Source organism: Paenibacillus sp. FSL H7-0940 (assembly GCF_037979415.1).
Lineage (GTDB): Bacteria > Bacillota > Bacilli > Paenibacillales > Paenibacillaceae > Paenibacillus > Paenibacillus amylolyticus.
The window spans coordinates 893,863-918,345 of the sequence record NZ_CP150280.1; the positions used below are offsets into that span (position 1 = coordinate 893,863).

At 47.0% G+C, this 24,483-nt stretch carries 21 protein-coding genes; 16 read left to right on the forward strand and 5 right to left on the reverse strand.

Going from position 1 to position 24,483, the window contains the following annotated elements:
* Window positions 1–83 precede the first annotated feature (83 nt).
* The 3 genes from MHB71_RS03820 to MHB71_RS03830 all read left to right on the forward strand — a co-directional run bounded on the left by MHB71_RS03820 (window position 84) and on the right by MHB71_RS03830 (window position 1,707).
* The gene (locus MHB71_RS03820; protein WP_017687398.1) at window positions 84–263 is read left to right on the forward strand and encodes a hypothetical protein; all 180 of its coding nucleotides are present in this window, start codon (window positions 84–86) and stop codon (window positions 261–263) included.
* A 474-nt stretch (window positions 264–737) separates the two neighbouring features.
* The gene (locus MHB71_RS03825) at window positions 738–1,292 is read left to right on the forward strand and encodes a copper amine oxidase (RefSeq protein WP_340028870.1); all 555 of its coding nucleotides are present in this window, start codon (window positions 738–740) and stop codon (window positions 1,290–1,292) included.
* Window positions 1,293–1,389: 97 nt separating this feature from the next.
* Complete coding sequence (locus MHB71_RS03830; RefSeq protein WP_036614722.1) at window positions 1,390–1,707, forward strand: DUF1292 domain-containing protein; 318 nt, start codon at window positions 1,390–1,392, stop codon at window positions 1,705–1,707.
* A gap of 207 nt (window positions 1,708–1,914) precedes the next feature.
* On the opposite strand, the gene MHB71_RS03835 is transcribed toward MHB71_RS03830, so the two are convergent.
* Entirely contained in the window at window positions 1,915–3,390 is a 1,476-nt protein-coding gene (locus MHB71_RS03835) for an aminotransferase class I/II-fold pyridoxal phosphate-dependent enzyme (protein ID WP_036675042.1), read from the reverse strand.
* Between the two features lie 177 nt (window positions 3,391–3,567).
* Between MHB71_RS03835 and MHB71_RS03840 the strand changes: the two genes are divergently transcribed.
* From MHB71_RS03840 to MHB71_RS03855, 4 genes are all read left to right on the forward strand, one after another.
* Window positions 3,568–4,860, forward strand: a complete 1,293-nt coding sequence (locus tag MHB71_RS03840; protein WP_101313582.1) for an MFS transporter — start codon at window positions 3,568–3,570, stop codon at window positions 4,858–4,860.
* A 253-nt stretch (window positions 4,861–5,113) separates the two neighbouring features.
* Window positions 5,114–5,713 carry a hypothetical protein gene (locus MHB71_RS03845; RefSeq protein WP_036614719.1) on the forward strand — a complete coding sequence of 200 codons (600 nt, stop codon included), beginning with the start codon at window positions 5,114–5,116 and terminating at the stop codon, window positions 5,711–5,713.
* 172 nt (window positions 5,714–5,885) lie between these two features.
* Window positions 5,886–7,295, forward strand: coding sequence for an NADP-dependent phosphogluconate dehydrogenase (gene gndA, locus MHB71_RS03850; protein ID WP_074095790.1), 1,410 nt, complete (start codon window positions 5,886–5,888; stop codon window positions 7,293–7,295).
* Between the two features lie 592 nt (window positions 7,296–7,887).
* Window positions 7,888–8,397, forward strand: a complete 510-nt coding sequence (locus tag MHB71_RS03855; protein WP_036614703.1) for a shikimate kinase — start codon at window positions 7,888–7,890, stop codon at window positions 8,395–8,397.
* A gap of 136 nt (window positions 8,398–8,533) precedes the next feature.
* On the opposite strand, the gene MHB71_RS03860 is transcribed toward MHB71_RS03855, so the two are convergent.
* Window positions 8,534–8,839 carry a rhodanese-like domain-containing protein gene (locus tag MHB71_RS03860; RefSeq protein ID WP_017687407.1) on the reverse strand — a complete coding sequence of 102 codons (306 nt, stop codon included), beginning with the start codon at window positions 8,837–8,839 and terminating at the stop codon, window positions 8,534–8,536.
* Window positions 8,840–8,944: 105 nt separating this feature from the next.
* On the opposite strand from MHB71_RS03860, the gene aroA reads away from it, so the two are divergent.
* The 4 genes from aroA to ptsP all read left to right on the forward strand — a co-directional run bounded on the left by aroA (window position 8,945) and on the right by ptsP (window position 14,568).
* Entirely contained in the window at window positions 8,945–10,240 is a 1,296-nt protein-coding gene (gene aroA / locus MHB71_RS03865) for a 3-phosphoshikimate 1-carboxyvinyltransferase (protein WP_047843705.1), read from the forward strand.
* 59 nt (window positions 10,241–10,299) lie between these two features.
* Window positions 10,300–10,734, forward strand: coding sequence for a CoA-binding protein (locus MHB71_RS03870; protein WP_017687409.1), 435 nt, complete (start codon window positions 10,300–10,302; stop codon window positions 10,732–10,734).
* Window positions 10,735–10,930: 196 nt separating this feature from the next.
* Window positions 10,931–12,811 carry a glucose PTS transporter subunit IIA gene (locus tag MHB71_RS03875; protein WP_036674872.1) on the forward strand — a complete coding sequence of 627 codons (1,881 nt, stop codon included), beginning with the start codon at window positions 10,931–10,933 and terminating at the stop codon, window positions 12,809–12,811.
* Window positions 12,808–14,568 carry a phosphoenolpyruvate--protein phosphotransferase gene (gene ptsP / locus MHB71_RS03880; protein WP_036674873.1) on the forward strand — a complete coding sequence of 587 codons (1,761 nt, stop codon included), beginning with the start codon at window positions 12,808–12,810 and terminating at the stop codon, window positions 14,566–14,568. The genes MHB71_RS03875 and ptsP overlap by 4 nt, the downstream gene beginning before the upstream one ends.
* 120 nt (window positions 14,569–14,688) lie before the next feature.
* Here the strand turns inward: ptsP and MHB71_RS03885 are convergent, their stop codons facing one another.
* Window positions 14,689–15,213, reverse strand: coding sequence for a type 1 glutamine amidotransferase domain-containing protein (locus MHB71_RS03885; RefSeq protein ID WP_076250844.1), 525 nt, complete (start codon window positions 15,211–15,213; stop codon window positions 14,689–14,691).
* A gap of 276 nt (window positions 15,214–15,489) precedes the next feature.
* Between MHB71_RS03885 and MHB71_RS03890 the strand changes: the two genes are divergently transcribed.
* From MHB71_RS03890 to MHB71_RS03905, 4 genes are all read left to right on the forward strand, one after another.
* Window positions 15,490–15,903, forward strand: a complete 414-nt coding sequence (locus tag MHB71_RS03890; protein WP_017687413.1) for a hypothetical protein — start codon at window positions 15,490–15,492, stop codon at window positions 15,901–15,903.
* Between the two features lie 122 nt (window positions 15,904–16,025).
* Window positions 16,026–16,373 carry a bacillithiol system redox-active protein YtxJ gene (ytxJ, locus tag MHB71_RS03895; protein ID WP_036674876.1) on the forward strand — a complete coding sequence of 116 codons (348 nt, stop codon included), beginning with the start codon at window positions 16,026–16,028 and terminating at the stop codon, window positions 16,371–16,373.
* A gap of 92 nt (window positions 16,374–16,465) precedes the next feature.
* Window positions 16,466–17,479 carry a catabolite control protein A gene (gene ccpA, locus MHB71_RS03900; RefSeq protein WP_036674877.1) on the forward strand — a complete coding sequence of 338 codons (1,014 nt, stop codon included), beginning with the start codon at window positions 16,466–16,468 and terminating at the stop codon, window positions 17,477–17,479.
* A 122-nt stretch (window positions 17,480–17,601) separates the two neighbouring features.
* A complete protein-coding gene (locus tag MHB71_RS03905) occupies window positions 17,602–18,297 on the forward strand; it encodes a 5'-methylthioadenosine/adenosylhomocysteine nucleosidase (protein WP_340028871.1) in 696 nt (231 codons plus the stop codon).
* 137 nt (window positions 18,298–18,434) lie between these two features.
* Here MHB71_RS03905 and MHB71_RS03910 read toward each other — a convergent pair whose 3' ends face one another.
* Window positions 18,435–19,067, reverse strand: a complete 633-nt coding sequence (locus tag MHB71_RS03910) for a GNAT family N-acetyltransferase (protein WP_340028872.1) — start codon at window positions 19,065–19,067, stop codon at window positions 18,435–18,437.
* Between the two features lie 296 nt (window positions 19,068–19,363).
* On the opposite strand from MHB71_RS03910, the gene acsA reads away from it, so the two are divergent.
* The gene (acsA, locus tag MHB71_RS03915; RefSeq protein ID WP_340028873.1) at window positions 19,364–21,088 is read left to right on the forward strand and encodes an acetate--CoA ligase; all 1,725 of its coding nucleotides are present in this window, start codon (window positions 19,364–19,366) and stop codon (window positions 21,086–21,088) included.
* A 242-nt stretch (window positions 21,089–21,330) separates the two neighbouring features.
* On the opposite strand, the gene MHB71_RS03920 is transcribed toward acsA, so the two are convergent.
* On the reverse strand, window positions 21,331–24,426 hold the full coding sequence (locus MHB71_RS03920) for a transglycosylase domain-containing protein (RefSeq protein WP_340028874.1): 3,096 nt from the start codon (window positions 24,424–24,426) through the stop codon (window positions 21,331–21,333).
* Window positions 24,427–24,483 lie beyond the last annotated feature (57 nt).

Consider the following 24,483-nt stretch of genomic DNA (forward strand, 5'->3'; position numbering starts at 1 on the left):
ATGCATAAAAATCAATTTCGCACTCAATTGTGGGTTATAATGGTAGTAAGTTTACACAAAACTGCTGAAAGGGGAGTGTACTTATGATGGATTTTAGCAAACCACCCCATGGCTCTGAGACCGATACCCACCGTCAGCGTCATCAGGAGAATGAACAGAAATACCTGTCCGGAGGCAAGAGCATTTGGTATGAAATCAGCAACTGGCTCATTCTCGGAGGTATCCTTCTTGTCATATTTTTATTATTTAAATACGTTTTCTAAATAGACACACAACCGGGCGAATCCCCATATGATGCATTACATCAGTAAGCACTTGGGGAAATGGGGAATCCGGGATGGCAAAAGCAAAGGGAAAGAAAGCTCCCGCATTAAAGAGTGACAAAATTCGTGTATCCATGAAGTTGGTCACTTCCGATGTATGCGAGAGATGTAAGACACCATGTACACGAGGCATGGATTACGCTGCACGTATGAGAATTGAAGGGGCTTTAGGCAAGGGCGTTCCCTGTATATTGACCCGCCATACTTCTTCATAACTCTTCGTATAATCCCGTATATATAACAATTATAGATCAGGGGCATCCTTTAATGAGGATCGCCTCTTTTTGTGCATTCCAAGGGGTGGAAAAATTTCTGGATAAAAAATGAAAAATGATGAAAAACAGCGCAACTTTGTGGATGAATCTGCAGTATAAATGTACAACAGCTAGCAGCAGGGGAGGGAATATTGACGGGATGAAATGGAAACGAATATTGCTTTGTGTCATGGTATTCTCCTTGCTCGGCGGGTCTTTATTGTTTGCAGATTCGGTGAACGAGAAGATTCGTGTTCTCATTAACGGCAAGGAAGCAGCTGATGGAGGTTATCTCATTGATGGAACGACCTATGTACCTGTCAGGGAAGCCGGAGGCGTCGTCAAATGGGACAGCAGTAACAAGAGAGTAACGGTGATCAAACCGAATGTACATATTTTTCTCTTCAAGGGAGACACTGTATTTGGCAACGTTAACGTAGGTAAGCTGAAATTCAATGTATTTTCACAAGTGGATAGTCTAACAGCAGATGTAGCTGCGGTGAAAGTAACGATTACCAATCCAAGCGGTCAGGTGAAGGATATCCAGTCACAGGAGCTTACAACCCAGAAGGATAACTTCTGGTTCCGCACATATGATTTTACGTATGATTTCAGTCGTGCCGGCAAATATCAGGTCGGCTTTCATATTAAAGAAAATGCAAACAGCAGCTACGTCCTGGTAGCGGAGAAAATCATTACAGCGCTGAACGATTGAAGCGAAAATAACCCTGTGAGTTAAATTGACCTGTGTCATTGAACATGTTACGATATGCAAGGTTACACAATTTCTATTTATAAAGCGAGGTATTTCAATGAGCGATCACACACATGAACACGGCGATGGCTGCGGATGCGGGCAAGACCACGACCACGACCACGAGCATGAAGAAGTCCTTCTCACATTAACAGACGAGAACGGCCAAGACGTGGAGATGGTTTTGGTGGAGACGTTTGACGTGGAGAAGCATGTTTATGCGCTCCTGCTGGAACGTAACAATCCTGAAGCTGACGGCATCATCCTGCGTATGGAAGAAGAAGACGAGGAAATGGTGCTCTACAATATTGAAGACGAAGAAGAGTGGAACCGCGTTGAAGCGGCTTACAACGAACTCGTTGCATCACAAGAATAGTCATTCTTTTGGAACATAACATGAAGGCTCCTTGATCTCAAGGGGCCTTTTGTTTGTTTTTCAAGAGGTATACGAGCATTTACACCACCGGTTTGAACTACGAAATAGACGGGAAAATGCAAACTCGCTTGTCCCATAAAATAAAAACGGACCAAGCTAGGGCTTGGTCCTTTAAGTTTATCCCCTGCACAGCGCAAGGAGGTTGTTCTAGAAAATGGCATCGGCTTCCACGATCACTTTAACGTTGGTTACGCTGCGATCTTCGGGTCCTTTGACGGGTAATCCAACTTCGACATGATCGATGATGTAGTCGATGTTTTCCTGGGTGATAACCTCACCCGGTAACAGGATCGGAATTCCTGGCGGATAGACATAGATGAATTCCGAGATAATACGTCCTGCGGATTCCTTAAACGGAATCACTTCGGTATCACCGTAGAATGCATCACGTGGAGTCAGCATCAACTGTGGAATATCCGGAACTTTTACGACCAGTTCATGGGCCGGGTTCACTTGATAATAGGTACGGGAGAGATCCTGCAAAGCGTTCAGCAAGATATCCACACTATTATCCGTATCTCCTGGCGTAATGAGACACAGAATATTGTACATATCACTAAGTTCGACCTCAATGTTGTAATGTTCACGCAGCCAGTTCTCTGTCTCATACCCTGTAATACCCAGATGGCGAACATGGATCGTTACCTTGGTTGGATCATAGTTGAAGGTCGCTTCTGTACCCAGCAGCTCTCTACCGAAGCAATACAGGCCATCCATATCGTTAATCGAACGTCTGGCAAACTCAGCTAGTTCAATCGCCTTCTGTGCAATCTCACGACCGTGGAGTGCCAGGTTACGTCTTGATGTATCGAGTGAAGCAAGCAAAATGTATGAAGTTGATGTTGAGGTGAGCAGACTCAGGATCGTCTGTACACGCTGTGGATTTACGAACCCATTCTTGGTATTCAGGTTGAGTACGGAACTCTGTGTCATGGAGCCACCAAGCTTGTGAACACTGGTTGCAGCCATATCGGCACCTGCTGCCATCGCAGACAACGGCAGATCCTCATGGAAATGAATGAGTACGCCATGGGCTTCATCAACAAGCACAGGGACTTGATAACTGTGTGCCAGCTCAACAATCTCTTTCAGATCGGTAACCACGCCGTAATAAGTCGGGTTAATTACAAGCAATGCCTTGGCATCCGGATGACGCTCCAGTGCGCGACGGATAGACTGTGTGGTCACTCCGTGGTCAATGCCCAGATTGGGATCTTGTGAAGGAGAAACAAATACGGGTTTGGCGCCTGAGAAAATAATTGCGGACAGAACCGATTTATGCACATTACGGGGCACAATAATTTTGTCACCCGGTGAGCATACAGACAGAATCATGGTCATAATGGCACTGCTTGTGCCTTGTACACTAAAATAGGTATAATCGGCTCCGAAGGCATCTGCTGCCAAAATCTGTGCTTCCTGAATGACACCGGTTGGCTGATGCAGGTCATCCAACGGTGCGATGTTAATCAAATCTATGGAGAAGGCATTATCGCCAATAAATTCACGGAATTCGGTATCCGCTCCCAATCCTTTTTTATGGCCCGGAATATGAAACTGTACCGGATTGAGTGCCGCATGATTTTTTAAAGCGGTAAACAGCGGCGTACGGTGGTGATTCATCAGTGCTGTCACAACCCTTCCTAATAAAATTGGTAAACAAAGATGAGTATAGCAAATTAAGAACCGAATGCAACAGTATAAATCGACAATTTTTTAAATTGCCGAGATTTGGGCACATTCCCCACGGTTACACTAAGGATAGGGAATAGGCAAATGAACACCGAAAGGGGAAAAAGAATGCAAACCGACACAAAACCAGCCAAAATTCTGCGATCACCATTTTTTATCGCGATGTGGCTGACACTTTTTCTAGTTGAAATTATCAAAGGAGCCCTGTTGGTAGCTGTTTTGCCCGTGTATATGGACAATATACTGGGTCTGTCTGCAGGCGTCATTGGTGTGGCATTTGCTCTTCAATATCTGGGAGATAATCTGTTCCGGGCGCCTTCCGGCTGGGCAGCAGAACGGATCGGGTTCCGCGCAACGATGGTTACAGCATTAATCTGTACCTTAATCGCTGTTATTATGATCCTTTTTCTCAAAAGTGCCGTTGGACTGGCCATGGCCTGTCTGATTCTTGGCATTGGTACATCACCGCTCTGGCCTTGCGCCATGACAGGGGTAACGGCGATGTCAGGTCCACAGAACAAGAATGGTACAGCAATGGGGGCGCTGGAGATGGCTGCTCTCGGCGGAACGGGGCTTGGACCTATAGGCATGAACTGGTTGCTGGAGCGCACGCATCATGATTATCGAACTATATTCCTCGTGCTGATGGGTTGTGCCATTCTCGTTATTCTGGTGGCCATGATTCTTCCTGGACGTGTCATTGTTGAAGGAGAGCATGCCGAGCAAGCAGCGAAGAATAGTGATGTGAAATATCCAGCCAAACCGAATCTGCTCACGCCGTTCATCCGGCTGCAAAAGAGTGTGAAGGACACACTGCAACGGGTACGCAGCACGCTTAATGTTAATCCACTGGTGTATCCTGCCCTGTTTATGCAGTCGTTTGTCATCGGGCTGCTCAGTCCAGTAATCACGCTATATACCCGCACAGATCTGCACATCTCGCCGAACCTTTACAGTTTGTTGCTGATTGCGGGTGGTGGAATAACTGTTATTGCCTTACTGCCTGTAGGTAAAATGGTAGACAGGTTTGGCACCAAGCCGTTCCTGAACGTTGGTTTTTTGATGGCGGCAGCGAGTCTGTTTGCATTCTCCTCCATAACATCCATTCCGGTGGTGTTTGGTGTTGTCATGCTCGTGGGCATCAGTTATGCCATGATTTTGCCCGCCTGGAATGCTTTTGTAGCCACGCTGATTCCCAAAGGGGAGCGGGGAGCGATCTGGGGATTCTTCCTTACATTGCAGGGATCAGGCATGGTTGTAGGCCCCATTGTTTCCGGACTGCTGTGGGACCACGTGAGCCATCCGGCTCCATTCATCGGCAGTGCCATCGTCATGGCAGGACTTGCCGTTGTGCACTTTGTGTTATCCCGCAATCCGTTTCGCACCGCTCCGGCCAAATAAGCAAAAGAAAAGGGAGTTCCACCAACCGTCTTGGTTGTGGGGCTCCCTTTTTCGCGTCCAATATATCACGATAATCGGGGGCTTGCCCCTGTGCGTGTGCGGAAAGCTGCAATCCGGCGGTCCTTTCGGTGAAAAATAGTCAAATAACCAAGTACCCTTACATAAAATGAAGTATAAAATAGGGTAAGCCGATTGAGTAGAAGCGATTGAAGACGAGGGCCGGAGTTGATCCGGTACAGATGGAGGGAGTGCCGTGAATAAGAGTTATGAAGTTGAATATTGCAATCTGGAGCTGCGGTTCAACCGTCGGCATATCCAAAATTTGATCAGAGACCTTATTCGTGAGGGATATTCACTATATTGGAGCGAGGACGAATCCTTTTTTATCCTGTCAGTCCGGACCGGCCGCAAGCTGGTAAAGCTCCGCTTTCAACAGACACGCACGGGGAACTACAAGATGACCGGAGATTATATCATTAAGGATGCAAAACTTGCAGAGTGGCTGGAGAAGCTGATTGGGGATACACGCGGGCATGCGGTTGTGAAGCGATTTAAGGATCAACAGATGACCGTGGAGAACATTTTATTCGGTGAAGTCATTCGGCTCGTGGAAGTGTCTGGGTTCAAACAGCGTGTCATTTTTCAAAAGGAACCTGCGCCGACGGCGGAAGAGATGGAAGAAATGTTCCTCTCGCGTGAAGGCGAGGAAAGGCTTATGTTGTTGCGTATGGAAGTGGACGATGAACTGGAGCGCCTCTACACGGCCATGCAGATGGATAATATCGAAAAAGCAAATGCTTGCCGTCAAGTCTTAAAACAGTTGTCCGGACATCTGTTAATGTTGGAAGGATGACAAGATAAGGCCGTATTTATGAAAATACGATGAACACCTCAGCAGATTGGGGTGTTTTCTCGTTGCGTAGCTGTGCCACGGGGTTCACTTCTATACATAAAACCGTTAAAATGGGAGTATTGTTGAGAATTTATTTCAATAAAATTAATTGGAGCAAAGGATGGAGGACCAGATGACAAAACAACAAATTGGCGTAATTGGCCTGGCTGTCATGGGCAAAAATTTGGCCCTTAACATTGAAAGCAAAGGTTTCTCAGTATCGGTATTTAACCGTTCCCCGGAGAAAACCAATGATCTTCTGAAAGAAGCTGAAGGTAAAAACCTGACAGGCTCATTCTCCATTGAAGAGTTCGTAGCATCCCTGGAATCCCCGCGCAAAATTTTGATCATGGTACAAGCTGGTAAAGCGACCGACGCTACCATTGAACAACTGCTTCCTCACCTGGATGAGGGCGACATCATCATTGATGGAGGGAACGCATACTTCCCTGACACGCAACGTCGCAGCAAAGAGTTGGAAGACAAAGGCATTCGTTTCATCGGTACAGGTGTATCCGGTGGTGAAGAAGGCGCACTGAAAGGCCCTTCCATCATGCCAGGTGGACAGGAAAGTGCTTATAAACTGGTTGAACCGATCCTGACGGCAATCTCGGCCAAAGTCGGTGACGATCCATGTTGTACATATATTGGACCAGACGGTGCCGGACACTATGTGAAAATGGTGCATAACGGTATCGAGTACGGAGATATGCAGTTGATTGGTGAAGCGTACCATTTGCTCAAATCCGTATTGAACGTTTCCGTTGAAGAGCTGCATGCGATCTTTACGGAATGGAATCAAGGAGAGCTGGATAGCTACCTGATCGAAATCACGGCAGATATCTTCTCTAAATACGATCCGGAAACCGGCAAACCAATGGTTGACGTTATTCTGGACGCGGCTGGACAAAAAGGAACAGGTAAATGGACAAGCCAAAGTGCGCTGGATCTCGGCGTTCCATTGTCCATGATTACAGAATCCGTATTCTCCCGTTTCCTGTCTGCCATGAAGGACGAGCGTGTAGCAGCTAGCAAAATCCTGAATGGACCAGCAACTGAAGAGTTCTCCGGTGACAAAAAAGCGTTCATCGAGAGCGTGCGTAAAGCCCTCTTCGCAAGTAAAATCGTATCCTACGCACAAGGATTTGCACAAATGCGTGCAGCTTCCGATGAGTATGGCTGGGATCTGAAATACGGCAACATTGCCATGATCTTCCGTGGTGGCTGCATCATCCGTTCGCAGTTCCTGCAAAACATCAAAGAAGCTTATGATAAAGACGCAGCACTGAAAAACCTGCTCTTGGATCCTTACTTCCAAAACATCGTTGAGTCTTATCAAGGCGCATGGCGTGAAGTTGTAGCGGCTGCTGTAAAACAAGGTGTTCCGGTACCTGGCTTCTCCAGCGCTCTTTCTTACTACGACAGCTACCGTACAGAGCGTTTGCCAGCAAACTTGCTGCAAGCTCAACGTGACTACTTCGGTGCTCACACGTTCAAACGTGTGGACAAAGAAGGCAGCTTCCACCACAACTGGATGGAGTAGTACCACATATACAAGTCTATTAGATTTGGCCAAAGTGCCTTTAAACAGGAGCTTTGGCCTGCTAAGGGGCTCAAAAGAGGTTTGGCGTTCCGGTGATTGCCGGTTAACGCTAGGCCTCTTTTTTACTTTGTTATACAGTAATAGTGTTGATGGAGATGATATGTAGCTGGTTCTAGACCTTATGAACATGAGACACTCTATTTTGGCAAAATGAGCCGGTTCTATTTTTTAACGAACTCAGATGGCCCTATTTCGATAATTCGCAGCGAGATGTCGAGGTTTTGACGGTGATTTTTTGAAATAAGTTTACTGAGATTCGTTAGAAGTTTAACTGCGCCTATTTTACGTAAATAAGCTTATTGGAGTTCGTTAGGTTGCTGGATGATTACTGATTGAAATGTTTGGAGGCTCAAAACTGCTTGAGGGTGATCTGACGTAGGCTTAGATGCCGGGAGTTACTTAATCTGTCTTGGAAGTACTTGCGGATGGTCGAAAGGAAGTCGGTGAGGAGATGGTCTTTCCCAGTCCGCAGGGCTGTGTTATGATAGGACAAAAGTGCTCACGAATTGCTTGAATTAAAGGAGTGTACACCTTGAGCAAGTCTAACAATATTATTCTCATTGGTATGATGGGAACCGGCAAATCAACCGTCGCTGACATGCTTGCACGCGAGCTTGGTTATCGATTGATTGATGTAGACGCCGCGGTGGAAAAAGAGGAAGGCTGTACGATTCCAGAATTGTTCACTGGCAAGGGAGAGACGTATTTCCGTGATGCCGAGAGCCGCATGTTATGCTCGGTGCTGGAGAAGAAGTCACAGGTCATAGCGACCGGAGGTGGCGTGGTGCTGCGTTCGGATAATTGTGACGTGATGTTGAAAAATGGTTGGGTTGTTGCCTTGACTGCTGATCCGGCAGTGATTGTAGAGCGTGTTAGTGGCTGTGACAATCGCCCACTCCTCGCAGGTAATGCAGAGGAACGCATTCAGGCAATTATGGAAGAACGGAAAGACGCATATCGGTTCGCACATTATACGGTGGATACAACCGAGTTATCCGCTGCCGAAGTGACTCGTTTAATTTTAGCGCATTACCGCGTCTAAGCTTGTTATCATGGAAGTTTAATAGTTGATAGGTGGTGGCAGATATAACAAAACGGGCCATATTGGCCCGTTTCTAGGAGTGGAACAGAGCAGAAGTCACAAGGTTACAAATGACTTCGCTTCGCTCCGGGTTTCTCTAGTCTTCCTGTTGCCACTGAAGCATACCGCCGACCATGTTTGTACAGCCTTCATATCCCAGTTGCTGCAGATATTCACATGCACGCTCACTGCGGTAACCGCTACGACAGATGATCACGATCTCGCCTGATTTCTCAATCTCAGACAGTCGATCCGGAATCTGCCCAAGCGGAATATGCTTGGCTCCTTCGATCATGCCTTGCGCGACTTCATCGTCCTCGCGGACGTCTATCATCTGCAGCTTCTCTCCAGCCTGTAAACGGCGGCGCAGCTCAGACGTTTCAATTTCAGCTATTTGTGTCATATTCAGGTCCTCTTTTCTGTATGGACTTAACGCTATAATGATACCCAAGCGATGCACGGAATGTCAATTTGGCCACAATATAATCAATGAAGGAGAATTTCATCCATGGACGTTATTGTTAAACCAACCCCCACTCTGAACGGGGAAATCGGGGCTCTGTCCTCCAAAAACTACACGACTCGCTATTTGCTGGCTGCTGCGCTGGCAGAAGGCACAAGTACTATTCATTTCCCGGCACACAGTGAAGACAGTGACGCCATGCGCAGATGTATTCGCGATCTGGGGGCAGTACTTGAAGAAGACGACAGCAAGATTGTGATCCAGGGTTTTGGCAGTCATCCCCGTGATGTGCGTGAATTGAATGTAGGGAATGCGGGTGCTGTACTTCGTTTCCTGATGGGTGTTACAGCGCTCTGCCCTGACGTTACATTTGTGAATACGTACCCGGATTCGCTGGGCAAACGCCCCCATGATGACCTGATCGATGCGCTTGGTCAATTGGGTGTAGATGTACAGCATGAACAAGGACGCCTGCCGATTACAATCAAGGGTGGCAATGCCAAGGGTGGACACATTCGTGTATCAGGCTCCGTCAGCTCCCAATATCTAAGTGCGTTGTTGTTTGTAACTCCGTTGCTTGCAGAAGACAGCACCATTGAAGTACTGAATGACCTGAAGTCCAAGGTCGTTATCGGACAGACCCTGGAAGTGCTGGAGCAGGCAGGTATCGTTATCCATGCAAGTGATGATTATATGTCCTTCCGTGTACCAGGTGGACAGGCTTACCAACCAACGACCTACACAGTTCAAGGGGATTATCCCGGCTCAGCAGCGGTTCTTGCCGCAGCAGCGGTTACACAGTCTGATGTGAAAATTCTGCGCCTGATGGAGCAGAGCAAACAGGGTGAACGTGCCATCGTTGACGTGCTGCGCATGATGGAAGTGCCATTGACACATGAGAACGATGTTGTACATGTTCAAGGTAATGGCAGACTGAAAGCGATCGAATTCGACGGGGATGCCGCGACGGACGCCGTTTTGGCTATGGTAGCCGCAGCTGTGTTTGCGGAAGGCACGTCACGGTTCTATAATGTAGAGAACCTGCGTTACAAGGAATGTGACCGAATCACCGATTATTTGAACGAACTGCGGAAGGCAGGAGCGAACGTTGAAGAGCGTCAAGCTGAGATTATCGTACATGGACGTCCAGAAGGCGTTGAAGGCGGCGTTGAGATTAACGCTCACTACGATCATCGCGTAATTATGGCGCTCACTGTCGTTGGTCTGCGTTCCAAGGAACCGCTTCGTATTCGGGATGCACACCATGTAGCCAAGTCTTATCCGCAATATTTCGATCATTTGCAGGCGCTTGGCGCCTCGGTTCAATGGGTAAAAGAGTAAATAAACGAAAACCTATTTTTTGAACACGCACTTTAATCAGAAAAGGATGGTGCTTGAACATGGAATTTAACAACCCTACTCGTGAAGAAATTGGACAACTTTTGCGCAAGGCAGGCAACATCGCAGTCGTCGGCTTATCAGACAAATCAGATCGTACTTCCTATATGGTGGCTGAAGCCATGCAGAGCAGAGGTTATCGCATCATCCCGGTTAATCCACAGGTGCAAGGTGAAATCCTTGGCGAGACGGTCTATGCCACACTCGCGGATATTCCAGAGCCGGTAGACATTGTCAATGTGTTTCGTCGCGAAGAGTTTTGCGCGGATGTCGCTCGTGACGCCGCTGCCATCAAAGCAAATGTGCTGTGGTTGCAGCTTGGCATCCATAGTGATGAAGCGGTCCAGATTGCTGCAGAGAACGGCATGACAGCGGTAACGAATCGTTGTATCAAGGTAGAGGATTCCATCGTTCTGCGCGGCGCTGGACGCGGCTGAGAGGCTCGTTCACCTGTGATCGGATGATCTCCTGATCTGTCCCAATTGAATGATTATAGGATGAATCCCGTTAACTTGAAGTTGACGGGATTTTTTCTGTTCTATTTTTGCCGTATTAATTACCAATTGGTTACTGTTTTGCTTTGACAAAACGTTGCGTAAAGCTTACCATCTAGGATAGAAAGGAGAGGTCGCCATGAATTGGCTCGGATCCTTGCAGCAGCTCGGACGAGCGGTAATGCTGCCTACAATGGTCCTGCCCGCCGCCGCAATTTTGCTCAGTGTTGGCAGTCTGCCTTGGGACGCCTGGGGATTGGATATTGTCGGTGAAGTGTCTACCGTGGCCGGACACGGTATTTTTTATTTCTTACCGTATCTGTTCGCTGTCGGTGTAGCACTGGGACTCTCCAACCAGGCCGGACAAGCGGGACTTGCTGCTCTGGCTGGTATCGTGATATATGATCAGGTAACTCGGAACTTCGGGGATGGCACCGTTCAGCCCGCTTCCTTAATCGGAATCATACTCGGCGCGCTTGCCGGTGGGATGCATAATCGGTTTAAAAGCATTAAACTGCCTGAAATTTTACAATTTTTTGGAGGTTCAAGGTTTGTTTTGCTCATTGTCGGACTTTGTTCGGCATTGTTCTCCTGTTTTATGTTATGGCTCGCTCCGATCCTACAGCATGGATTGAACGGCATTGCTACCTGGGAATACAGTCTCGGGGGTTTTGGACTGTTCATCTACGGAGTGTTATACAGGGTGCTGGTTGCTTTTGGGCTTCATCACCTGCTTAACAATGTATTTTGGTTCCAGTTAGGGACGTTTGAAACGCCTGATGGTAACATTGTGCAAGGGGATTTGCCCCGATTTTTTGCAGGTGATCCAACAGCAGGATTCTTTATGGCGGGTCTGTTTCCCATCATGATGTTTGCCATTCCGGCAATAGCCTTTGCTATTATTCAGGAAGCCAGGGAAGATCTGAAACCAAAAATCAAGAAAACTTTTCTGACATCGGCACTCGTTTGTTTTCTAACCGGGGTATCGGAACAGATTGAGTTTGCTTTTTTGTTCGCGGCACCATATCTGTTCATCGTGCATGCAGTGATGTCCGGCGTTGCCATGTGGATTAGTTACTGGCTTGATATCCGGCATGGATTTTCTTACTCCGCAGGTATTATTGATTACATACTCAATTTCCATCTATCGGAGAATGCTTGGAAGCTCATTCCGATTGGCATACTATATGGGCTGGTTTACTACTTTCTGTTCCGATGGGCGATTCGTACGTTCAAGATTCCAACACCAGGACGTGAAGAGGGCTCCATGCTGGAAGATTGGGTAGGTAACATTCCTTATCAGGCACCTTTAATCCTCGAAGCATTGGGTGGGAAGAGTAACATTGTACAGGTTGAAGCATGTATTACACGTCTTCGTCTGACTGTGCATGATGACCGCCTGATCGACACGGGTGCCATGAAGAGTATGGGGTCCGCTGGACTAATCAAGTTGGGTGGCGGTAACGTACAGGTGGTATTCGGGACCTACTCGGAATTGATTCGGGAAGAAATCGCGAAGCTGCTGGAAAGAGATCTGCAACAGGTTCTGTTCTGTGCCCCCGTTCAGGGCAAAATGCTCCCGATTGAAGAGGTGCCGGATCAGATCTTTGCAGCCAAGCTTGTCGGTGATGGTGTAGCCTTTGTCCCGGAAAAGGGAGAGCTGGTCTCACCCGTGTACGGAACGATTATGCACTTGTACCCGACCATGCATGCCTTGGGTATATCTACCCGTGAGGGGCTTGAAGTGTTACTGCATATCGGCATCGATACCTCTCAGTTGAAAGGCCATTTTGAAGCTTTTGTTCAGGAGGGCGATACGGTGGAGCCAGGGCAGTTGTTGATCAAGTTTGATCTGGCAGTACTCCGCGAGCAAGCGGCGTCACTAACAACACCAATGGTAATTACGAATCCAGATCGTGTAAAATCATGGAGTTTTGCTCCATTTAAGCAAGTTAAGAAAGGTCAGGCATCCGTTATGTCCGTGGTGCTCTATGACAGGAACGTTGGAGGGGTAGAATGAAGATACAAGGCATCAACGGAGCTGCAGGCATAGCCATCGGCAAAGCATTTGTCCTGCCCAGTTGGGAATGGGATCTGCCGGATCAGAAGATGGATTCGGTGGATCTCGCCCAAGAGTTCGAACGGCTGTATGAGGGCATACGGACATCAAAGGATGAGATCGAATATATCAAAAATGAGTTCAAGGAAGTTGTTGGTCCAGAGGAGTCCAGTATCTTTGATGCACATCTGGCAATCCTCGAAGATCCGGTATTCATGAACGAAATTCGCGGTATTATTGAGCGTCAATATAAGGCAGCAGAAGTGGCGGTCAAAGAAGCCATAGACCATTTTGTCACGATGTTTGACTTGCTGGAAGACGAGTATATGAAGGAGCGGGCCATTGACATCAAGGATGTGGGTAACCGTCTGCTCAAGCATTTGCTCGGTGCACCGGAGATTACACTTCCTTCGGATACCCAGCCGTATGTACTCGTTGCCAAAGAACTGTCGCCATCTCAACTGGCGCATCTGAATCCCACCCATGTACTAGGCATTGTGACCTTGATTGGCGGGAAAACATCACATTCTGCGATTATGGCTCGTGCCCTTGGCATTCCTCTCGTTTCCGGTCTGGAAGCGAGTCTTGGCATGCCGGTAGAGACAGGGGATATGCTTGTGGTGGATGGTGACAATGGCTTGGTATTTACGGACCCGGATCGCAAGACAATTGAACGGTATACCATGCTTCGCAGCAAACAACTGAAGAAAAAGGAACAACTTCAAGTCCTTGCTACCGTGGATGCCGTAACCAAAGATGGGGCCGTTTTGCACTTGGCTTCCAATATCAGTTCGGTGAAGGAATTGGACCTTGCTTTGAAACAAGGAGCCAAAGGTGTGGGCTTGTTCCGAACAGAGTTTTTGTATATGGACCGTGCAACTTTCCCTGGTGAGCAAGAACAGTATGAGGTGTACCGTCTTGTGGCAGAGAAAACAGCAGGACAATCGGTTGTTATTCGTACACTGGATATCGGTGGTGACAAGCAACTCGATTACTTTGAATTGCCGGAGGAAGACAATCCGTTTCTGGGTTACCGTGCCATTCGGATTAGTCTCGACCGCAAAGATCTGTTCAAAACACAGCTTACAGCCATTCTGCGTGCCAGCGCGGCCGGAAATGTCAAAATTATGTACCCTATGATCTCTTCGGTGGAAGAACTTCAGCAGGCCAATGAGATTCTTCGTGAGGCGATGTCCGATCTGGACGAGCGGGGATTATCATACGACCCTCACATTCAGGTGGGAATTATGATCGAAGTTCCTGCAGCGGTGATGATTGCTGATCTGCTCGCAGAGGAAGCTGATTTCTTCAGTATTGGTACGAACGACCTGGTTCAATATGTACTGGCAGTAGATCGAATGAATGAGCAGATTGCTCATATGTATCACCCCTATCATCCGGCTGTTCTGCGGATGCTTCGTGCGACAGCAGATGCGGCTCATACGGCTGGAATTGATGTCAGTGTGTGCGGAGAGATGGCAGGGGATGAACGTGCCATTCCGCTTTGGTTGGAGCTTGGCATTCGCCACTTGAGTATGTCTCCACAATCCTTGTTACGTGTGAAGCACAGAGTGCTGAACACAACAGCATCGACCGCCAAAGAAGAAGCGCGAAAGTGCTTCGCCTTACGGACCAGCGGAGATATTGAGGAGCGACTGCAAGTCTTTAATGACTCCACGGGAAGTCCGGATGAACAAAGTGGTTCGAACGCATCGTAATTAGGGAAACTGGATATAAATACCTTTAAGTTAATATATTTACATTTGTGATAATTATTTGTTGGAAACCTTGTTATATAAAATAACCCCACTGTGCATGAGAGCACAATGGGGTTATTTTTACTTGTCAGCGAGTGCATCACAGAATGCCTTGCCATAAGGGGGAAGGTCAGGCGGACGACGTGCTGAGATGATATGTCCATCAACAACAACGGCTTCATCTTTCCAGATGGCACCTGCATTTTCCATGTCATCCCGAATGCCTGGTGTAGAGGTTACTATAACTCCGTCCAAAATTTTGGCAGAGATCAGCACCCAGCCGGCATGACAGATCTGTCCAATCGGTTTCCGGTCAGCATTCATTTCCTTTACAAGCTCCAGTACTTTGGGATAACGACGCAGCTTGTCCGGCGCCCAGCCGCCTGGCACGAGAATGCCATCGTAATCTGAACTGTCGAGTTCATCGAAACTGTATTCGGCTTCAGCAGGCACACCATATTTGCCAATATAGGTTTTTCCTTTTTTCTCTCCGGCAAGATGCACTTCTGCACCTTCTTCACGAACCCGATGTACAGGGTACCACAATTCTAAATCCTCGAATTCTTCATCGACCAGAGCGATGACTTTTTTACCAGTTAATCTCATGTCCATCTCTCCTTTTTGCGGTGATTAGATCTGTTGCGTCTTTAATTGTAACAGAATCTCCAAGGGACTTCATGGAAGTGCATATTCAGTTTGGAGGAAGCGATTACAAGTCAGTAACTGCCTGCATTCGACAACCTTCATCTGGAGGGAGTGGTAATTTGTGCAACCTTTCATTTATAGCAGGATTTGAGCCGAAATAGGTCGAATGGTACTTATATAGAGTATAGAACGAATGAGGTGATGGTGGTGCGCAAGTCGTGCAGATGTGGACATGTAATGGAGTTGGAATTAAGAACAGTGGTATACGCCAAAAAAGTGGAGATTCGAAACGTACCCGTATTTGCGTGTACAGACTGTGTATCATACGAAGTGCTTCCGCCGGTCAAGCCGGACTTAACAGAATGCATTAACACATTGGGTGAACAGCCCGTGAAGCAAGACGTATCTTTTGGTGAACGTAATGAATTGGCAGACCTGTTTCATGAGCTACTGCTGGCCTGGCCGGATGCGACCGATCGGGAGATGGAATATCGAATGCAGCAAGCAGTGGAGGAGCGTATCAATCTGCTGCTTGACATTATGGGTTACGCAACGAAGTCTGGTGATGCAGCGTGGATTGAGACCACGGAGCGTAGATTAAGTCAATTATCCGGATTTGTGTGGCAGGAGTACTTCTCAAATGCTGTCTAATTTTGACGTGTAAAATGCTTGTTTTCATGAAAATTGGCTTTTTCGCTCACTTTTTGTTAAGATATCGAAGAGTGAAAACGCTCAACATAGCGGTATTCCTGGTAAAGGGGGATGTATATCTAATGGCTGACATGACTAAAATGACAAGTATTGAACAGCTAAACTCCGCAGTGGAGGCTACCAAGGATCAACCCTTGCTTCTGTTTAAGCATAGCACGCGCTGTCCGATCAGCTCAAACGCTTATCAGGAGATGAACGATTATTTGCTTAACAATGCCAATGAACAAGTGAAATATGGCATTATCTATGTTGTGGAAGATCGCCCGGTATCCAATGAAGCAGCAGACAAGCTGGGTGTTAAGCACGAATCTCCACAGGCGATCCTGATTAAAAAGGGAATTCCTGTATGGCATACTTCCCATTCAGATATTACTAGAACCACACTTACGAATGTTTTGAGTGAGTCCTAAAGCCTATTTTAATTGATTAATGCAAAAATTTGTCGTAATATAAATCTTAATGAAAATGGTATGAAAATTTACTGGTAATGGAGAGAAGTACTGTGACGGTAACCATTTATGATGTGGCACGTGAAGCTGGAGTGTCTATGGCAACGGTATCACGGGTAGTTAATAATAACCCTAATGTCAAACCGCAAACGCGGAAAAAAGTATATGAAGCCATCGAGCGGTTGGGATATCGTCCGAATGCGGTAGCCAGAGGTCTGGCAAGCAAGAAGACAACCACGGTCGGGGTTGTTATTCCGGATATTTCGAACTCAACCTTCGCGGAGATTGCCCGCGGAATTGAAGACATTGCGAATATGTATCACTACAATATTATTTTGTGTAATGCAGATAAGAAGAAAGAAAAAGAAATTCGTGTTATCAACACGTTGCTCGAAAAACAAGTAGACGGACTGCTCTTCATGGGCGGAACAGTAACGGACGAACACATTCAGGCGTTCCAGTCTGCGGCTGTGCCGATTGTACTTTGTGCAACAAGTGATGAGAAGGGCACATTCCCTTCGGTGGATATTGACCATGAGTCGGCTGCGTTTGATGCGGTAAACACTCTGATTCGTCATGGACACAAGGAAATTGCGATGATCAGTGGTACACTGCAAGATCCGGCGAATGGATATGCCCGTTTCCAAGGATACAAAAAAGCACTGGAAGCAGCGGGGATTGAATACCAGGAGGATCTTGTTCGAATCGGTAACTATCGATATGAATCCGGTGTGGAAGCAATGAAATATTTCCTTGGACTCAAGAAAAAACCATCAGCTATCTTTGCTGCTACAGATGAAATGGCCATTGGTGCCATTCACAGCATTCAGGATGACGGTCTGAAAGTACCGGATGACTTCTCCATTATTAGTGTGGATAACATCCGTATGGCTTCCATGGTGCGTCCTCAGTTGACAACAGTGGCTCAGCCAATGTACGACCTTGGCGCAGTAGCGATGCGTTTGCTGACCAAGTTGATGAAGAAAGAAAATGTGGAGAACCCACGGGTTATTTTGCCGCATGAAACGATTCTTCGTCTGTCTGTAAGTCATGCAGATGTAGTTTAATCGGGAATATATACAGTAAGGGAGAAGTCATTATTCTCTCTACATAGTGGATATGCGAAAGCTCCGGAGACGGAGCTTTTGTGCTGAATTAGTTTAAAAATGAAAACAGGGGGTATCAGAAGATGCGTGAAACGATTGGTATTATCGGAGCGATGGATGAGGAAGTCGAGCTTTTGCTGGCAGGTATGAAGCAGCTTGAGACGGTTAAACAAACCGGCATTACATACGTTGCGGGCGAGTGGCTGGGCAAGCATATTGTCGTGTGCAAATCCGGCGTAGGTAAAGTAAATGCAGCGGTTACAACGCAGATCTTGATTGATCGTTTTCAGGTTAATCGGATTATCTTCACAGGTGTTGCGGGTGCAGTTAACCCGGAGTTGAACATTGGAGATATGGTTATATCGTCTGTATGTGTTCAGCACGACATGGATGTAACGCCACTGGGGTTTGCACGCGGGGTTATTCCTTACCAGGAGACATCTGCATTCCCTGCCGAGGCTTCGCTTATTACACTGGCTGAAGAAGCGTGTAAAGCTCAGGGAGCCAATTACCTGATCGGTAAAGTGTTATCTGGAGACCAATTTATTGCGAACAAAGATACGGTTAACATGTTATATAATGAAATGGACGGTGCTTGTGCCGAGATGGAAGGGGCAGCAGTTGCTCAGGTCTGTTACATGAATCGTGTACCATTTGTTGTCCTGCGTGGGATGTCAGATAAAGCGGATGGTTCGGCGCATGTTAACTTTGCTGAATTTACCGTGGAATCTTCGCAGCGTTCACATCGTATTGTGGAGCATATGTTAGAAAATATGTAATGACATAAGCTTATATTGCAATACCCATCCGAAATCCATGAAAAACCGCCCTTCGATTAGCTGTTCCATGAAGTATGGAGCAACGCTGTGAGAGGCGGTTTTTGTTATGTATATCGTTTTTCGAACAGATCATTGAATTAGTACATGAACCGATGGCGGAAGCGTACACGATCAAACTGTTCTTCCGATGTGATGGGCACCTGACTTCCGATACGTACCATCAAACAGTTCGCAGGATGTGAACAGATTTCGGGGTCGTCTGTTGCATACCAGGTCATGTCGATCGTTTCCATCAGCCTCTCCATCATTTTGCGATAATCCCATACGTTTAGTCCGCTTCCCTTCAGATCCCAATGCCAATAATATTCTGTGGTGAAAATAATGTAGTTCTCCATGTATTTATCTTCCAGAGCGGTAAGCAACATCTCACGTCCAATGCCAAGCGAGCGATAGTTGTCCGCAACCTCGATTGCCCCAAGCTCAATCAGATCAGTCATGTTGCCCTCGGACCAGCGTTCACACTCATCCGCATAGTGAAAGGTTACATAGCCGATTATCGTTTCATTTTCGTGTGCGATAATGATCCGACCTTCAGGCAAAGCTGCGATTTCAGCCAACGCTTTCTGTTGCTCGATTGGGCGCCGAAAGGCATCCAGATCCGGATGGAAGGCAAGACGGGTTATCTCCTCGGCCTGCACGGGGCCTTCAACAGTAATACGGTGGCCGGACTTGAAGATGGAACGCATATGATGTTCTTTGATATGTTCCATGGTTCATGCTCCTCTCTTTCCTACTTATAGAGGTTGTTCCAAAAAGAACGCTATAGCAAAAATCCAAAAAATTGAAAAGCCATAGACGACAATTGAAAAGATTTGCTATAATTGCGTAGACAAAAAATGTTCACAATTCAATACAGTATAGTTAACATCTGTTTGGCCGAGCAAGTACATGATGAGAAGTTCTCTCTACTAATGTAAGCGCTAACTGGAAGTTCAGTCAACACAAAGGCAATGAGAAGTGACCCCTAACGGGAATCGAAATGTCGAGTTGAAGGAGGCTGGCAAGCATGAGTCAAGCACATGGTGAGATGCTGCAAACGGTTGTGTCTGAATCTAATCTGGGCGATTACACGGAGGCGAGAAGCCGGTTCGATTGGGAATCGGTGGAAAGGCACTTTACGTGGCACGCCAGCGGAAAAGTAAACATGGCGCATGAAGCGATTGATCGTCATGTACTGGAAGGAAGGGGCGGGAAAACCGCTTTATTGTATAGCGATGCTTCACGTGAAGAGTCCTATACTTTCGCTGATCTGAGTGAACAGTCTAGTCGGTTCGGGAACGTTCTCCGCAAATATGGCATAGCCAAAGGGGAACGGGTGTTTATTTTTATGCCTCGAAGTCCTGAGCTGTATTTTAGTCTCCTGGGTATATTGAAAGCTGGAGCCATCGCGGGCCCGTTGTTCGAAGCTTTTATGGAAACGGCTGTGAAGGATCGGTTGGAGGATAGCGGAGCAGTAGCACTGGTTACCACTCCGGAATTACTGAAACGCATCAAACGTTCCGAATTGCCCGAACTTAAACATATATTTATTGTGGGTGGGGGCGCGCAGACTGAAGAAGGACTCATCGATTTTGATGCAGAGATGTCTGCCGCTTCGGATGAGATGGAAGTAGAGTGGCTGAATCGTGAGGATGGTTTGCTTATTCATTATACCTCAGGCTCTACGGGTAAACCCAAAGGGGTGTACCATGTTCAAAATGCCATGATTCAGCACTATTATACAGGTAAGGTTGTCTTGGATTTACGCGAGGATGATGTATACTGGTGCACTGCTGACCCTGGTTGGGTGACAGGCACTTCTTACGGTATCTTTGCTCCATGGCTCAACGGAGTGACCAATGTGATACGGGGTGGTCGTTTCAGTCCTCAAGATTGGTACAGCACCATCCAGAAGAACAAAGTCACGATCTGGTACAGTGCACCAACGGCCTTTCGTATGCTGATGGGAGCGGGAGAAGAGACCATTGCCCAGCATGATCTGAGCAGTCTGCGTCATGTCATGTCTGTTGGTGAACCGCTCAATCCGGAGGTTGTTCGTTGGGGATGGAAAGCCTATGGTCAGCGGATTCATGATACATGGTGGATGACGGAAACAGGTGCACAGCTGATCTGTAACTATCCCGGAATGCCGATTAAGCCTGGCTCCATGGGACGTCCGTTGCCTGGAATCGAAGCAGCGATTATTGATGATCGCGGGCAGGAATTGCCGCCGTACAGTATGGGTAATCTGGCCATACGGGCACCTTGGCCATCCATGATGGCGAAGATCTGGAATAACCCTGCGAAATACGAGGAGTATTTCAGGCTTACGGGCTGGTATGTATCCGGTGACTCCGCTTATATGGATGAAGAAGGATATTTCTGGTTCCAGGGACGTATTGATGATGTGATTAATTCGTCAGGCGAGCGTATCGGCCCCTTTGAGGTGGAGAGCAAGCTCGTGGAGCATCCTGCGGTAGCTGAGGCGGGTGTAATCGGTAAGCCGGATGTTACACGTGGAGAGATCATCAAGGCCTTTGTGGCGCTTCGTGAAGGATATGAGGCGACACCGGAGCTGAAAGAAGAGATCTATCGTTTTGTCAAAGAGGGCCTATCTGCCCACGCTGCTCCGCGTGAGATTGAGTTTAAGGATAAACTGCCCAAGACACGTTCCGGCAAGATCATGCGCCGTGTCCTGAAAGCCTGGGAGCTTGATCTGCCAACAGGAGATCTATCCACCATTGAAGACTAACGCGACAATGCTAGGATCATCAATGTGGTGCTATCGATACCGATACATTGAGTAGTGGGGAGAAGTTAATACTCTACGAAGCCAAATACAGTGACTCTACCCATTTAAAAAAATGGATTGTAAAAGCCTGCTTTATGCCAATGGCATGAAGCAGGCTTTTTGACTACTGTAAATACAAATAAAAAGCCGCACACTCAGATACAGTCTGAGGATGCGGCTTGTTTTGGAACGCTATGCCTGAATCAGGGTTGAAAATGTATGGCTGCAGAAGGTTCGGATTCACCCGCACTGTTGCTGGCAGATACCTTGAACCATCCACTGGTCGATGCGGGTACTCCATAATCCATGGTATTTCCCGCTGTTGTTCCAATTTTGGTGTAAGGAGCCGAGCCTGTTTCACTGTAATATACAGTATAACTATCTGCGTTTGGACTGGACGCCCATTGAATACGCAGTCCTTGCGTGAGGGCAGATACGCTGACTTGACCAGGTGTGCCTGGGGCTGTCGTTGTTGTATTATCGGTCTGCGTTTCTCCCGGCGTAACGACTGTACCTGGAACTTCAATCGGTTCATCAATCTCTTCTTCCACAGGGGGAGCTACACCAGCACTATTTACTGTAGCACTAGGAGCAGACTCTCTGCCGGCAACATCCACTGCCGTTACATAGAAGGCGAAGTTACCGCCTTGCGCTGCATATGCAGAGAATGATCTGGATTCACCAGTCAGGACAACCTGACCCTGGTTCTGGAATCCTCCACCGTTTACAGAACGGTACAGACGATAACCCACGACATCATTTTCAGGTGTGGTATTAAATGTGATGACTGCTCTGTCACCCGAGGTTGAGATGCGTACGTTTCCTGGTGCATCAGGAGCTTTGCCGTTATCTGTCCTTGGATCAATCTGTGTTGGCATGTCTGCACCAGCATCTTCAGGAAGATAATAAGCAAGTGACTCATGTCGACTCATACGTGAGAATGCATTTTGCAATTCTTTGATGAGATCCGAGATTGGTTTTTTACGCTTGATTACTGTTTTTTCCTTCAACATGTCCGAAGGTGTTCCATCACGCGGAATATAGTTTACACCATTGTAAGTAATGTACTTGGCTTTGGCTACACCGTCATCGCTATCCTTCGGAACAAACTTGCTGTTGAAAATATCCGTAACAAATTTGTCAGTCATGGATGTTGGCAACTTGCCACTGTATGCCGACACCGTGCGCGTTTCGATGCCAGATGGTTTTTTGAATGAATCCGTAACGAACAGATCTTTTTGCGTATCGATCACTTCGTTCAGGATTTTCGACCACAGTTGCTGCGCACGTTTTCTTTGTGATTTACTTTCCAGCGTATTCACGGGCTGTTTGTATCCAACCCACACGCCAAGTGTGACATCTGGGGTATAACCTTCAAACCACACATCTGCGTAGTTTTGAGTGGAACCTGTTTTACCTACGATTGGCACACTCTTGGAATATTTGTAATTTTCACGTACTTTATCTGCCGTTCCTTCTGTAATAACGGTCCGCAGCATATCGGTCATCAGGTATGCTGTCTGCTCCGAGAAGGCTTGGACAGGTTCAGTATCGTGTTTATAAACGATGTTTCCTTTGGAATCTACAATTTTGCTAATCATGTAAGAATCGTTATATACACCCTTATTGGCGATAGCACCATAGGCACTGGTTAATTCTTCAACGGTTACACCGTATTGGAGACCTCCGAGAACACCAGTCTGAGCCTGATAGTCTTCCTTCTGAATGGTGGTAATCCCCAGTTTCTTGGCGAAGGTCCAAGCCTTCTCGATCCCCACTTCTTCATTAAACAACTTCAGAGCTGGTATATTGAGAGAATAATTCAGTGCTCTGCGGGCAGTGACTAGTCCCTGATACCGGTTGTTGGCATTCTTGGCAATGTGGTATCCGCTCGGACCATTTTTGAGAATGATCGGTGAATCATCAATAATTGAAGCTGGCTGAACAAGACCTTCATCTAGCGCAGGAAGATAAGCGGCTATAGGTTTCATCGTTGAACCTGGCTGACGTATCATCTGCGTTGCGTAGTTCATCTGTTCATCTTGGAAATCCCGGCCCTCAATCATACCCAGAATAGCACCGGTTTTGTGATTAATCAGCATGGCAGCAGTTTGTTCTTTTCCTTTGACAGGATCATCTGCTGAGAAATTGCTGTCATCTTCCGCAATGGTACGCATCGTTTTGTAGATACTTTTGTTGATGGTCGTGTATATACGATATCCACCTGTCCGCAGTTGCGTCTGAGCTTCCTCCAATAATGCATTGCTTTCCTTCTGAGGTGTGGCTGCATCCGTAGCTTTGTCTGTAGATTCAGCTGTGTCGGAATTCAACTGTTTCATCAAAATCTGTGCAGCTTGTCGTTCCGTTTCCATCATAAGATATGGATAAGTGTTGTAAGCCTTGATGGTCTTCGGAGCGAGTGCGCTTTTGATATCAAAAGCTAGAGCTTCGTCATGCTCGGACTGATTGATTTTGCCCAGTTCAAGCATACGGCGCAGTACCAGATGCTGACGGTTGATTGCGCGGTCAAAATTCTCCTCTACAAAATCACCTTTACCGTTAAAAGCAGAGTAAGAGGAGGGGAGTTGTGGCAATCCAGCAAGATAAGCAGCTTGAGCGATGTTGATTTTTTCTAGATCGTTAATATTGAACAATCCTTTGGCGGCTGCTTTGATTCCGTAAACGTTGTATCCGCTGGAACCATTACCAAAAGGAACTTTGTTCAGATAGGCTGTCATGATCTCATCTTTGGTCAGGAAACGTTCGAGTCGGAGTGAGAGCAAAATTTCTTTCACTTTCCGATCTTCTGTGCGATCCAGATTCAAAAACACACGACGCGCCAATTGCTGAGTCAGTGTACTACCGCCGGTTTGTACTGATTCTTTCAGCACTTTCTGTTTCACGGCACGTAGGGTTCCGCTCATGTCTACACCTTTATGTTCGTAAAAATGATTGTCTTCAATTGAAACGACAGCATCAATAACCTTTTGTGGGATCTGGTCCGTAGTGACCGGACGCCTGTCTTCTTCCGTACGTAATTGACCGATCGGACTGCCGTCGGCAAAGTAAGCAAAGCCTGTGATGGAGTTTTCGCTGACTTTTTGTTCAATCAGGGCCCTTGAACGGACAGGCTCGTCTTTCACAATGGAACTGACGTATCCCATCAAAGCACCGCCTACAAATAGTGCCCCCATAAAGCCAAGGACAACCATCCATTTGACGAAACTTCCCAGTCTGCGGGCAAAGCTACGCTTGCGTACAGGCTGTTCATCGGGCTTTTTCTTATTAACATCAACCATTCAGTGTCTTCCTCCTTTTAACAGCACTTATTATAGCATAAAAAGGCGGGTTTGCAT

What these genes read in the sequence shown, in the direction of transcription:
- MHB71_RS03820 (WP_017687398.1), top strand. Translation starts at nt 84, where the DNA reads ATGATGGATTTTAGCAAACCACCCCATGGCTCTGAGACCGATACCCAC.
- MHB71_RS03825 (WP_340028870.1), top strand. Translation starts at nt 738, where the DNA reads ATGAAATGGAAACGAATATTGCTTTGTGTCATGGTATTCTCCTTGCTC.
- MHB71_RS03905 (WP_340028871.1), top strand. Translation starts at nt 17,602, where the DNA reads ATGCGTGAAACGATTGGTATTATCGGAGCGATGGATGAGGAAGTCGAG.
- MHB71_RS03840 (WP_101313582.1), top strand. Translation starts at nt 3,568, where the DNA reads ATGCAAACCGACACAAAACCAGCCAAAATTCTGCGATCACCATTTTTT.
- aroA (WP_047843705.1), top strand. Translation starts at nt 8,945, where the DNA reads ATGGACGTTATTGTTAAACCAACCCCCACTCTGAACGGGGAAATCGGG.
- MHB71_RS03910 (WP_340028872.1), bottom strand. Translation starts at nt 19,067, where the DNA reads ATGGAACATATCAAAGAACATCATATGCGTTCCATCTTCAAGTCCGGC.
- MHB71_RS03885 (WP_076250844.1), bottom strand. Translation starts at nt 15,213, where the DNA reads ATGAGATTAACTGGTAAAAAAGTCATCGCTCTGGTCGATGAAGAATTC.
- MHB71_RS03835 (WP_036675042.1), bottom strand. Translation starts at nt 3,390, where the DNA reads ATGAATCACCACCGTACGCCGCTGTTTACCGCTTTAAAAAATCATGCG.
- gndA (WP_074095790.1), top strand. Translation starts at nt 5,886, where the DNA reads ATGACAAAACAACAAATTGGCGTAATTGGCCTGGCTGTCATGGGCAAA.
- acsA (WP_340028873.1), top strand. Translation starts at nt 19,364, where the DNA reads ATGAGTCAAGCACATGGTGAGATGCTGCAAACGGTTGTGTCTGAATCT.
- MHB71_RS03860 (WP_017687407.1), bottom strand. Translation starts at nt 8,839, where the DNA reads ATGACACAAATAGCTGAAATTGAAACGTCTGAGCTGCGCCGCCGTTTA.
- ptsP (WP_036674873.1), top strand. Translation starts at nt 12,808, where the DNA reads ATGAAGATACAAGGCATCAACGGAGCTGCAGGCATAGCCATCGGCAAA.
- MHB71_RS03870 (WP_017687409.1), top strand. Translation starts at nt 10,300, where the DNA reads ATGGAATTTAACAACCCTACTCGTGAAGAAATTGGACAACTTTTGCGC.
- MHB71_RS03830 (WP_036614722.1), top strand. Translation starts at nt 1,390, where the DNA reads ATGAGCGATCACACACATGAACACGGCGATGGCTGCGGATGCGGGCAA.
- MHB71_RS03875 (WP_036674872.1), top strand. Translation starts at nt 10,931, where the DNA reads ATGAATTGGCTCGGATCCTTGCAGCAGCTCGGACGAGCGGTAATGCTG.
- MHB71_RS03890 (WP_017687413.1), top strand. Translation starts at nt 15,490, where the DNA reads ATGGAGTTGGAATTAAGAACAGTGGTATACGCCAAAAAAGTGGAGATT.
- ytxJ (WP_036674876.1), top strand. Translation starts at nt 16,026, where the DNA reads ATGGCTGACATGACTAAAATGACAAGTATTGAACAGCTAAACTCCGCA.
- MHB71_RS03920 (WP_340028874.1), bottom strand. Translation starts at nt 24,426, where the DNA reads ATGGTTGATGTTAATAAGAAAAAGCCCGATGAACAGCCTGTACGCAAG.